The 11,860-nt window shown below is 68.6% G+C and carries 8 protein-coding genes; 3 read left to right on the top strand and 5 right to left on the bottom strand.

Translation table 11 applies throughout. The features are described from left to right. Positions 1 to 16: 16 nt before the first annotated feature. Positions 17 to 946, top strand: a complete 930-nt coding sequence (locus AB0J62_RS38665; RefSeq protein WP_363882234.1) for an AraC family transcriptional regulator — start codon at positions 17 to 19, stop codon at positions 944 to 946. 6 nt (positions 947 to 952) lie between these two features. Here AB0J62_RS38665 and AB0J62_RS38660 read toward each other — a convergent pair whose 3' ends face one another. Further along, positions 953 to 2,068 carry a neutral zinc metallopeptidase gene (locus AB0J62_RS38660; RefSeq protein WP_363882231.1) on the bottom strand — a complete coding sequence of 372 codons (1,116 nt, stop codon included), beginning with the start codon at positions 2,066 to 2,068 and terminating at the stop codon, positions 953 to 955. 66 nt (positions 2,069 to 2,134) lie between these two features. On the opposite strand from AB0J62_RS38660, the gene AB0J62_RS38655 reads away from it, so the two are divergent. Next, the gene (locus AB0J62_RS38655) at positions 2,135 to 3,844 is read left to right on the top strand and encodes a DUF2207 domain-containing protein (RefSeq protein ID WP_363882229.1); all 1,710 of its coding nucleotides are present in this window, start codon (positions 2,135 to 2,137) and stop codon (positions 3,842 to 3,844) included. Positions 3,845 to 3,869: 25 nt separating this feature from the next. Here the strand turns inward: AB0J62_RS38655 and AB0J62_RS38650 are convergent, their stop codons facing one another. The 3 genes from AB0J62_RS38650 to AB0J62_RS38640 form a co-directional block, all read right to left on the bottom strand. Further along, entirely contained in the window at positions 3,870 to 5,186 is a 1,317-nt protein-coding gene (locus tag AB0J62_RS38650) for a neutral zinc metallopeptidase (protein WP_363882227.1), read from the bottom strand. A gap of 1,099 nt (positions 5,187 to 6,285) precedes the next feature. Beyond that, entirely contained in the window at positions 6,286 to 7,614 is a 1,329-nt protein-coding gene (locus AB0J62_RS38645) for a neutral zinc metallopeptidase (RefSeq protein ID WP_363882225.1), read from the bottom strand. A gap of 26 nt (positions 7,615 to 7,640) precedes the next feature. Further along, complete coding sequence (locus AB0J62_RS38640) at positions 7,641 to 8,732, bottom strand: neutral zinc metallopeptidase (protein WP_363882223.1); 1,092 nt, start codon at positions 8,730 to 8,732, stop codon at positions 7,641 to 7,643. Positions 8,733 to 8,792: 60 nt separating this feature from the next. Between AB0J62_RS38640 and AB0J62_RS38635 the strand changes: the two genes are divergently transcribed. After that, a complete protein-coding gene (locus AB0J62_RS38635) occupies positions 8,793 to 10,487 on the top strand; it encodes a DUF2207 domain-containing protein (RefSeq protein ID WP_363882221.1) in 1,695 nt (564 codons plus the stop codon). Positions 10,488 to 10,567: 80 nt separating this feature from the next. Here AB0J62_RS38635 and AB0J62_RS38630 read toward each other — a convergent pair whose 3' ends face one another. Beyond that, positions 10,568 to 11,860, bottom strand: a complete 1,293-nt coding sequence (locus tag AB0J62_RS38630; protein WP_363882218.1) for a peptidase C39 family protein — start codon at positions 11,858 to 11,860, stop codon at positions 10,568 to 10,570.

Below are 11,860 nucleotides of genomic sequence, written 5' to 3'. Positions count from 1 at the left end.
CGTCTAGCTTGGACTGGTGGATGTCCTCAGCGACCTGCTGCAACGCGCCCAGGCGACCGATGCGCTGGTCCGGCAGATCATCGCGCGCGGGCCGTGGTCGGTGACGTACGCCGACGTGCCGTCGCTGTCGGTTGTCGCGACGCTCGGCGGTAGCGCGTGGCTGCGGCTGGACGACGGCGTACCGACGATGCTGGCGGCCGGCGACATCGCACTGATCACGGGAGTCGGCAGCTACACGATCGCGGACGATCCGGCGACACCCGCGTACTACGTGATCCGCGGCGGGCAGAAGTACACGATCGACGGCGATCCGGTGGAGTGGCGTGGCGAGTACCTGGCGCCGCGCACGTACGGCGATGGGCTACCCGGCGCGACGACGATGGTGCGTGGTGCGTACGACCTGCGCGGTGACGTCGGCCGGTGGGTGCTCGATCTACTGCCTCCGCTCGCGGTGGTGTCCGCTACGCCGCAGACAGGGCCAGCGCTGGACCTCCTCACCACTGAGATCGCTCGTGAGGAGCCAGGACAGGACGCCGTACTCCGGAGGCTGCTCGACTTCGTGCTGGTGCTCGCTCTACGCGCATGGTGCGCCGAGGCGAGGCTCCCGTCCTGGTACCAGGCCCTCACCGCACCTGGCGTTGGCGATGCGCTGCGCCACCTCCATGAGGACCCCGCGCACCGCTGGTCGGTCGCGGAGTTGGCGTCCAAGGTCGGGCTGTCCCGCGCCACCTTCGCCGCTCGCTTCACCAAGCTCGTCGGCCAGCCGCCGCTCACGTACCTCACTGCCTGGCGCATGACGCTGGCAGCCGACCTCCTCCGCACCACGACCGCCACCATCGCGACTGTGGCCCACCAGGTCGGCTACGAGGATCCCTTCGCCTTCAGCGTCGCCTTCAAACGCACGTACAACGAGTCACCGACAACCTGGCGCAGAGCGGCAGATTGACGGCGTTCACTTCACCAGGTCTGCGGATACCGCAAAGGTGTCGCACGCCTTGTTGGCGCCGATGTTGAAGCCGTTCTGGATCCAGAAGCCCTGGCTGGTGGCCAGACCGTGCGTCCGCTCGTCCTCCGGCGTGTCCGGGGACTCACCGAAGCTGTTGCTGGACTGCTCCTTGAACTCGTCCAGCCGGTTCGTCAACGGGTAGGACTTCTCCACGGCCTTGCTGAACACACCGCCGAAACAGGAGGCCTGCAACTCGTTCCGGCGCGAGCTCTCGAGCTTCTGGTCCGGGTGGTCCTGCAGGTAGACGGCACGCGCGTAGAACAGTCCGGTGACGCCTTGGACGTGGTGCCCGTACTCGTGCGCGATCGTCATCAGATACGCGAGGTCCTCCTGCGGTCCGAACGCCTTGTTCATCTGCTGCACGTCGACGTACATGACCTGGTTGCCGTAGCAGTAGAACGCCAGCACGCGTCCGGACAGCGGCTGGAAGTTGCCGCAGGCGGTCTGGACCGGCTGGTCGAACACGACCAGGCCAGGGTCCGGCTTGTCCTGCCCGAGCTCGTGGAAGACCGGACGCCACGCGTCGTTCAGGCACTTGAAGAGACGCTGGTAGTAGACCTTCTGTGCGGCCAGGCTGCCGCTGCCGAGATTCGCTGCCGGACAGTTCTGCTCCGGGAGCGGACCGGTGCGGTAGACATCGGCGTTCAGCAGGTAGTCCTCGGCGGACCCCTTCTGCGGGTTCGTCGTCGGTGTCGGGACGATCGACGGGCCGGTCACCCCGGGGTCCGCGGTGTTGTCGGTGCCGTTACCCAGCAGGGCGGACGCGATCGCGAACGAGACGCCGAGGAAGATCAGCAGGACGAAGCCGAAGAGGATCAGCCGGAGTGGACCGCCGCGCTTCCGCGGTGGCTGGAACCCGTTGAAGTGGCCTGGGGGTCCGTAGTACGGCTGCTGCGCCCACTGACCGGGGTACTGCTGGGTCGGCCCGCCTTGCATGGGGCCAGGTGCGTACTGGCCCTGCTGCGGAGGCCACGGGGCTGCCTGCGGCGGTGGCAGGATGCCGGGCGGCGGGCCGGGAGGCCGGCCCTGCGGCGGGCCGCCGTACCCGTACGGGCTGCTCACTACTGTGGCCTCCAGGCTGGTCGGTCGAGTTCGCTGCACGAACCGGCACGAGACTACTCTCGACCCATGTCACCGAAGCGCCGCCTCCTTCCGGCTGCCCTGCTGATCTGTCTGACCGCGCCGGTAGCGGGCCTATTCGTTGCCCTGAGCCCGGTGTCTGCCCAGGCAGCCGGTCGGGCCGACGACCAGATCACGGCGTACACCGCGGATGCGACGCTCGCCAAGGACGGCCGGCTACAGGTGAAGGAGACCGTCGACCTGACCGCCGGCGGTACGACGTTCAGCCGGACGCTGACGACCCGGGTCCGGTCAGACTCCGAGCGCGATCGCACGTACGACCTGAAGGACGTGTCGGCGACGGTGAACGGCCAGCCTGCACAGGGCTTCCAGAACCAGAGCACCGACAACGGCCGCAAGCTCACGGTGAACGTGTCCGGTCAGTCGAAGATCGTCTACAGCTACACCGTGGACAACGTGGTCGCCGATTCGACCGAGGGCCGCGAGGTGAGCTGGCCGATCGTGCAGGGCTTCGCCGTCCCGGTCCCGACGGCCAACCTGAGCGTCAGCGTGCCGTTCGCGACCTGGGTGACCTGTTTCGCCGGCCGCACCGGCTCAAGCATGCCTTGTACGTCGTCCCAGCTGGGCGAGTCCGCCGACCTGCAGATCCAGCAGAACGGCGTACCGGCGGGTGGTCGGGTGACCTTCCTGACCGGGCTGAGTGATCAGGCGACAGTGCAGGCGAACGCGCAGTACTCGACCCGCTGGTCGCTCGGACGGGCGTTCACCGTGGACTCGAGCACGATCGGCCTGGCTGTGATCGTGTTCGGTATCGGACTGCTCGGTGCGGTCGGCCTGTGGTTCTTCCGCGGCCGCGACGCCGCGAAGGTCGGTGAGGGCGCGCCGGAGCGTCCGGTGCTCGACGGTGCCGACGGCCCGCAGTTCGCTGCGCCGGACGGCATCCGGCCCGGTCAGGTCGGCACGGTGGTGGACGAGACGGCCGACGTCGTCGACATCACCGCCACGCTGCTGGACCTTGCCGTGCGCAACTACCTGACGATCGTCGAGCAGCCACGCGAGTCGCACTTCGGCAGGCTGGACTGGGAGTTGCAGCGGCTGCACCCGGGCGGACCGGAGCTCCTGCCGTACGAGAAGGCCTTGCTGGACGCGGTGTTCGCGGACGGCGACACCGTGCTGGTGTCCGCACTCGGCCCGTCGCTGCGGCCACGGCTCAACCTCGTCCGCGAGCAGTTGTACGCCGACGTCGTGACGCAGGGCTGGTTCAACAACCGCCCGGACGCCGTACGGAACCGGTGGACCACCGCGGGCGTCGTGCTGCTCGGTGCAGGCGTCGTACTGACGATCGTGCTCGCGATCGTCACCAAGTTCGGTCTGGTCGGCTTCGCGGTCATGGCGGCCGGTCTGGTGCTCGCACTGGTCGGTCAGGCCGCACCGGCCCGGACCGCGCGCGGTGCCGCCGTACTGGGCCGCGTAGCCGGTCTGCAGCACTACCTGGCCAACGAGTCGTCGTCGACGCTGCCGCAGAGCCACCGGCTCGAGTTCGCGTCCCGCTGCCTGCCGTACGCCGCGGTGCTCGGGCTGACCGAGAAGTGGGCGCTGGAGATCGCAGCGACCGATGACGACGACGACCCCGACGCCGGCATCGGCTGGTACTCCGGACCGGAGAACTGGCACCTGTCGGACATCGGGGAGTCGCTCAGCAACTTCGTGACCGCGTTCGGCGGCTCGCTGACCACCGCCCGCCGGCTGTTCGGCTGACGGGCGGCGGCTGCGCTGTTGCGAGCTAGTTCACCCGGACGTCTGCTGCGGTGAACGTGTTGCAGGCGTCCGGCTTCTTGCTGTTGAAACCGCTGATCGACCACTGATAGTTGCTCACCCGGTTGCCGTGATCGTGCACGCGCGGCCGGGCGTAGTCGTCACCGGAGTGGGAGATCAGGAACTTCCAGTTGGCGAGCAGCGGGCCGTTCATCGGCGTGAACGCCGCGTTGGCGCCGAGGTACACGGCGCCGAGGCAGGTTGCCTGCAGTTCGCGCCGACGGCTCTCGAGGAGCTTCTGGTTCGGCGTCATCGACTGCTGCCGGGACATCGACGAGGCGAGGATCCCGCTCAGCTTCTGCACGTGGTGCCCGTACTCGTGGGCGAACGTGTTCAGCATGACCGCACGCGCGTAGACCGGGTTGGTCCGGTAGTACCCGTTGTCCACGCTGAACGGCAGGTAGATCGTCTCGTTCGCGGCGCAGTACGCCGCCCGCACACTGCGCTGGATCCCGCACGGTGACGGCGTCTTGCCGACGTACACGACTGCCTTCGGGTTGCGGAACGGCAGGTTGGCCTTCTTCATCGCCAGCCACCAGGTCCGGTTGAGGCAGGGCAGCAGGCGGTTGTAGTACTGCTGCGCTGCGGGGACCGTGACCGGTGCGAACGGCGGCTCCGCGCACTTGGACGCGGCGACCGGGCCGACCTTGTAGAGCGCGCTGCCCTTCACGACCTCGTCGGCTGTCGGGCCGCGGGGCGTGGACGGGCTCGGTGAGGTCGACGGGCTCTCGGACGGGGACGAGGACGACTCGGACACGGGCGCCGTCGGGCTGTCCTTGGCCTGCGGGTCGTCACCGCCACCGACGCTGCGGACGAGCAGGGTGATGCCGGAGCCGACCACGAGTACAGCCAGCGCGACCAGGAGGATCAGCAGATTGCGCGAGACCTTCTTCTTACGACGACGGCGGCCGCCCGGTGGCTGCGGGATCGGGATCGGCGGGTACTGCCAGTTCGGTGCCTGCTGGACAGGCTGACCCATCGGCCCGATCTGGCCCGGACCACCTTGGGGTGCGGCGTGGCGGGGAGCGGACTGCTGCTGTGGTGAGAGCGCGTTGCTCCACGGGGACGTTGGCTGCTGAGTCTGGTTGGCCGGGCCCCACAAGTAGGAGTCTTCGGAGCGCGGACCGCTCTGATCCCGCTGCGGCGGCTGCGACGGCGCGGCCTGCCACGCACTCGAACCGGACTGCCCTGTCGCTGACCATCCCTGCCCGGTCCCGGACTGACCGGCACCGGCTTGGGAGGACTCGTCCTGCGACTCGCTGCCGCCTGCAGAGTCGTCGCGCAACGTCCACGACTGTGCGGACCAGGAAGCCCCGGCTTGTGACGCTCCGGACTGCGGTGAGCTGGACTGGGACGGCTTGTCGGGGCCGGACTGCTTGGGGCTCTGGTGGGTCGGGGCGGACTGCGACCAGAACGAGTCCGACTGCGGAGTGGACGACGTCGGGTTGGTCTGCCAGGGGTCGACCTGCGGCGGCCCGGCCTGCCACGGACTCGACTGGCTGGCCCCAGGCCGGCCAGAACCCCCTTGGTTCGGTCCAGGCTGATTGGGACCCGACTGCCTCGGGCCGGGCTGTTTGCCCGACTGGTTCGGCCCGGCCTGGTTGGGCCCAGACCGGCGTGAGCCGGGCTCGTTGGGACCGGACTGGTTTGGACCCGACTGGCTCGGACCGGACTGGCTCGGACCGGGCTGTTGTGGTCCGGGCTGCTGACGGCCGGGCTGGTTGGCACCCGACTGGCTCGGGCCCGGGCGAGCAGGACCGGACTGCTGCGGACGGGGCTGCTGCCGGCCCGATTGCTGTGAGCTGGACTGTTGCGGGCCCGACGGCTGTGGGCCCGACTGCTGTGGGCCGGATTGTTGCGGACGGCGCTGGCCCGGGCCCGAACCCTGGCTCGGGCCCTGGACTGGTTGGTTCGGGGCGGGCTGGTCGGGGTGTTCGCGGCGGGTGGGGTTCCAGCCGCCGGCGAACCAGTTGTTGGCGGGAGGCTCGGCCTGTGACGGGTTCTGGAACTCGCGCTTGGCGTCGGTGTCACCGATCCACCACGACTGCCCACGTCGGCTGTCCCCAGGACCGCCCGGCCCCTGCCGAGGACCGCTCGTGGCGGGGCCGCGCCGGCTCTCCCCGGAAGCGCCCTGGCCCTGTCCGGGACCTTGCTCGTCTGCGCCGGGGTGGTGGGGGTTCTGCCCGGGACCGTGCTCCGGTGGGCGGTTCGGCTGATCGTCAGCCGGGTCGCTCCCCGGGGGCTGGTTCCAGTTGTCCGACATCGATACTCCTCACGACCTTGCTCGGTGGGGGTGCCGGATGCCGATTCCCCCGGACATACTTTGCGCGATCCGGACGCACCAGGCTAGCTACCCCGGCCAGTCGTCACGAACTGGTTCTCACCTACTTCACCTGCGCCGCCGATGCGGCCCAGGTGTTGCACGCGTTCGGGTTGCGGCCGTTCCACCCGCGCAGTGCCCAGTAGTTGTGGATCGGCGGGGCGCCGTGGTCGTTCCCGTTGTCGATCGTGTTGGCGATCAGCCATCGCCACTGGACCAGCGACTGCCCGGTGATCGGGTAGCTGCGCCGGTTCGAGCCGATGAAGATGTCCGAGAAGCACGACGCCTGCAACTCCAGCCGCCGGCTGTCCTGCAACTCCTGTGTGTACGTCGCCCGCTCGTACCGGATCCGCGCGTACGCCTGCAGGATCCCCGTCTGGTTCTGCACGTGGTGCCCGTACTCGTGGGCGAACTGGTGCAGCATCCACATCCGCGCCCAGACCTTGCTGTACGACTGGGTGTACCTGTTGTAGTTCCCGACGTCCTCGGTCAGGTTCATGTAGATCGTGTCGTTGGTGCCGCAGAAGAACGGCGGCCCGGTGTCGCTGTGGGCTCCGCACGGCGACTGCACGGTGCCGCTGAACGTGATCACGTTCGGGGACCGGAAGCGCCCGCCGGCCTTGGTGATCATCGGCGCCCACGCCTTGTTCAGGCAGGCCAGCAGGTTCTTGTAGTTGGCCCGGGCGCCAGCCGCGGTGCTCTGCCGGGACTTGGACTCCTTGCAGTTCACGGACCTCATCGCGCCGACCTTGTACAGCTTGTTCCGCACCACCAGGTCGGTGTCGCTCGGCCCGGGGTTGGTCGTCGGCGTGCTGCTCGCCGTCGAGCGGGACGTGGTCGGCAGCGGCGCCTGCGTGGTCGGCCGGGTGGTCGGCCTCACCGTGGGCCTGGTGGTCGGCTGGCCGGACGGCTCGGTCGACGGTTCGGTCGTGGGGCTGTACGACGACGTGGTGGTCGGCTCGGCGTACGACGGGTCGCCGTGGGGTTTCAGGATCGACGAGGCGATCTTCAGCCCGATCACTCCGACAACCACCACGCCCAGGACCACGAACAGCGCGATCACTCCGCCACGGCCCTTCTTCGGCGGACGCGGTCCACCGGGCGGCGCACCCGCACCCCAGCCGAACTGCGGCTGACCGTGGAACGGCTGCCCCTGGAACGGCCGGCCTTGATACGGCTGCCCTGGGAACGGTTGCCCCTGATACGGCGGACCAGGCGGACCTTGGTACGGCGGTCCCGGCGGCGGTCCTTGTGGTCCTTGCGGTCCTTGCGGCGGACGGCCAGGCTGTCCGCCGTACCCGGGCGCTTGCTGACCCGGTCCCGGCTGCCACGGCGGTGGCTGCTGTGGCGGGTACTGCTGCCCGGGCGGTGGACCCCATTGGTTGCCTGACACAGCGGTGACGCTACCGGAGCCCAGGCTCAACTTACCCGGGCGGGCGAGGCCGACCAGGTGTTGCAACTCGACGGGTTACGGCTCGCAAAGGCCGCGCGGCTCCAGGCGCCATGGCTGGTGGTGCTCCCGTGGTCCCTCGGGTACGGCGGCCGGTCGCCGCTGTTGTTCACGTCGTACAGCCACATCTGGTACGCGTACCCGGTGATGCCGTAGCTGGCCCGATTGGAGCCGAGGAACACGTTGCCAAGACAGGAGGCCTGTAGCTCCAGCCGTCTGCTCAGCAGCAGCTGCCCGTCGGCGGTTGCGTCGTAGCGAAGCTTCTCGTAGGCCTCGCCGAGCCCTGTCATCCACTGGACCGAGTGCGCGTACTCGTGCGCCACCGTGAAGCTGCCGACCATCCGGCCGAATGTCGGGTTCTGCTTGTAGAACGAGACGACCGACGGCGACTCCATATAGATGGTGTGGGTCGTCGGGCAGTAGAACGACCGCCCCGGCCCGCTGCCGCACGGTGTGTTCACCGTGCCACCCCAAACGACCAGACCGGGCGAACGGAACCGCCCACCGGCCGCAGCGACCTGTCGCGGCCACGCGCGGTCCAGACAGGCCTTGATCGTCTTGAAGTACGCCAATGCCTGCGCACCATTACCCGGACCGGTCTTCGCCTGCTTGCAGTTCACTGTCCGCATCGCACCGGTCTTGTAGAGCCGATGGGTCGCGTTGTACGTCGCCGGGTTGACCTGCACCGGCTTCGGCGGTGCGGCGGTGGTCGTCTGCTTAGTGGGCGCGGTAGTCGGCCGTGTCGACACCGCTGCCGTTGGGCGCACCGACGTAGTGACAGTGGGTGGTGCGGCGACAGTCGGCTCGTCACCGCTGCTCTGCGCGCGTTTGACGAACAGGAACACGCCACCGGCGGCAACTACGGCGACCAGGGCAACAATCAGTAGCGCCGCGCCGGCTGACTTCTTCCGCGGCGGTTGCGGCGGCAACGGCCCCCATCCGAACTGCGGCCCAGGCGGTGGCGGCGTGGCGTAGTACTGCGGCGGCCGGGGAGGAGCCGGGTAACCCTGCGGTGGCGGGACGAATTGCCCGGGAGCCGGTCCCCATTGGTTGCCTGACACTCCGCAGACGCTATCGTGCCCGGTATCAACCTGACCCTCTTTCTACGGTGTGATTGGGCGATGCGTCTACGTCTCCTCGGGCTCTCCCTGTGTGCCCTCGGCCTGCTCGGCCTGTCCACTGTCCCGGCAGGCGCGACCGGAACCTCCGGGACCGGCGCTGCCGCCGACCCGGTGGTGACCAACTACGACAGCCAGGTCCGGGTCGAACGTGACGGCCTGCTCCGGGTTGCGGAGACCTGGAAGCTCAGCAACGTGAACGGGACCTTCACCCGGTTCATCGTCACGCGGGACCACCTGCCCAACGACATCGACCACGTCCAGGAGATCGACGACCTGCAGGTCAAGGCCGGCGGCCAGGAGAAGAAGGCGGACGTCAAGACCGACGGTGACGTCACGTCGATCGCCGTCCCCGGCATCGACAGCGGTACGACGGAGCTCGACTTCTCGTACACGGTCAAGGGCGCGGTGGCGACGGTCCTGGACGGCACCGAGGTGCGGTTCGCGCCGCTGACCGGTATCAGCATCCCGATCCAGCAGGCGAACGTGGTCTACAGCGTCCCTGAGGTTTCGCACGTCTCGTGTTTCGCGGGGCCGATCGACAGCAACATCCCGTGCACGCTGGCGCAGATCGGCGAGACGTCCGGTCCGACCTTCCAGCAGGCCAACCTGCCGCCGGGCAACACGGTCCGGATGGCGGTCGGCTTCCCAAAGGGCCAGATCGCGGCCAACTCGATCGTCGAGTACCGCCACACCTTCAAGCGCGCTTTCTCCACCGACGCGGCGCAGTTGATCACAGCGCTGGCCGTGCTGCTGCTCGGTGCGATCGCGCTGTTCGTCCTGTACCGGCTGCGTGGCCGTGACCAGGTCGACCCGCGCCGCGTCGTACCGGCATCGCTGTTCAGCCTCGGGACCGATGCGCGGATCAACTTCTCGCCGCCGTCGGACCTGCGGCCCGGTGAGGTCGGCACGCTGATCGACGAGCGGATCGATCCGGTCGATGTGACCGCGACGATCATCGACCTGGCCGTCCGCGGGCACATCACGATCATCGAGCAGGAGCACAACACGGAGTTCTCGCGTCCGGACTGGGAGCTGCGCCGGGTCTCGAACGCGCCGTCGGAAGAGTTGCAGCGCTACGAGAACGTGCTGATCCGCGCGATCTTCGGCGACGCCGACTCGGTGCTGGTCTCCGAGCTCGGCCGCCAGGTCCGCGCGAACCTCGAGCAGGTGCAGGACGCGCTGTATGACGGCGTGGTCAAGCGCGGCTGGTTCACCGAGCGCCCGGACCGGACCCGGTCGCTGTGGGCAACGATCGGCATCGCCACCACTGTGATCGGCGTCGTCGCGACCGTTCTGCTGGCACTGCTGTCGACCTGGGGTCTGCTCGGCATCGCGATCACACTGGTCGGCATCGGACTGCTCGTGGTCGGTCGCTACATGCCGGCCAAGGCTCCGGCGGCAGGCCGCGTCCTCGGTCAGGTCGCCGCGATCCGCGGCGAGTTGCTGGAGATGGACGTCAGCGAACTGCCGACCGACCAGCACGCCGAGCTCTGCTCACGCGCTCTGCCGTACGCCGTCGTACTGGGCGGATCGGAGCGCTGGATCGACGCACTGGTTGCCACCGACACCACGCCGGACGAAGAGGACGAAGGCTTCACCTGGTACCGCGGTCCGCGCGGCTGGCACCTGCAGTACCTGCCGGACTCGCTCCGCAACCTCACCACGAACCTGACGGGCGCACTGTTCGCCCGCTAGTCCGTAAGGATCCATAAAGATCCATAAGGAACAGAGCCCGCCACGCCGCCCCGGCGTGGCGGGCTCTGTCGTTTCTGGGTCTACCAGTTGTGCTGCGGACCAGAGATGGCCGGAAGCGGCACGCCCTCCGGGTGGATCACGTAGACGAGTCCGCCCGAGTGCGGAACCCAGGCGTTCTCGAAGGCCGTCCGGTCGTACGTCGTCCGCACCTGGTCGTCGCTCGCGATCAGATGCGACGCAGGATCATTCACCACCACGTTGCCGGCGGCATCGAACCCGACGATCACCATCAGGTGCCCGTTGGTGCCGTACCCGGCGCCGGGCAGATCGCCCTTCTTGAACGACAGCGAGGCCACCAGCGGGATCCCCGCCTTGATGAACTGTTCCGCCTCGGTCAGCGACCGCAGCCGGGTGATGAAGGCGTCCATGCCGCGACTCCCGGCGTACGCCGTGTTGAACGGCCAGTTGCCCGCACCGTCGTAGGAGTAGTCGAAGACGGACCGGGCCGAGTGGTCCACCTGCGGATCCGGATCGGACGGATCGACCCAGGCGGTCTCGGCCGCGGTCGGACCGGCGCCCCAGTAGTCCAGGACCATCGCTGTCGACGTCGCCGAGCACCAGGCCTCGCCACCGCCGTCCCACTGCGGGTAGTGGCCGATGTGCGTCTCCTGCGAGTACGTCGGCACGTCGAGCACCATGCCTTCCGCGCCGCCGAGGGGGCTCACGGCAACCTTCTTGTCGGACGGCAGCCGGGAGGCCATCGCGCCGACGGACCGAACGACCGGCGACTGCGTCGTACCACTGAGCCGGTAAAGCGTGACCTTCAGCTGCCAGCGATCCAGCCAGTGACCGGTGGCTGCCTGGAAGGTGTCGACGGCAACAGATCCGTTCGCATCACCCTGGCTCGGTACCGACGTCCGGTGGATGTCACCGGCCGCAGTGTCGTCGCCGCTGTTCCAGCGACCCATCACGTACCACTTGGTCGTGGCGCCGGTGTCCGTGACGCCGGCCATCGAGACTTCGATCCACGTGCCGGGCGGAGTGGTGGCGTTCCATGAGGCGACCAGCTCGGTCAGCCCGAAGCCGGTGCTGACGTGGGGTGAGATCCAGCTGGTCTGGTCGTAGTTCTTGGCGGTGCCGTCGCCGAACGGATCGACGTACGACGTGGTGCCGGTCGACGTACCGAAGGTGAGGGCGCCGTCGGTGACGGTGGTGCCGAACTGGTCGCCGGCCAGGAAGTCGGTGGTCGACGTCCAGGTGCGATAGGCGATCTCCCGGGCCGGGGCAACCTTGACGGCTTCGCTCGGCAGAGTGCCGGCGCTGAGCACAACCGCCCCGATGATGAGGGCGGTGACGGAACGGGCGGAAGTCAT

The organism is Kribbella sp. NPDC049584 (assembly GCF_040675555.1).
In the GTDB taxonomy this organism is placed as follows: Bacteria; Actinomycetota; Actinomycetes; order Propionibacteriales; family Kribbellaceae; genus Kribbella.
The sequence above is the reverse complement of the archived record's forward strand: the minus strand, read 5'-3'. Positions and strand labels throughout refer to the sequence as shown.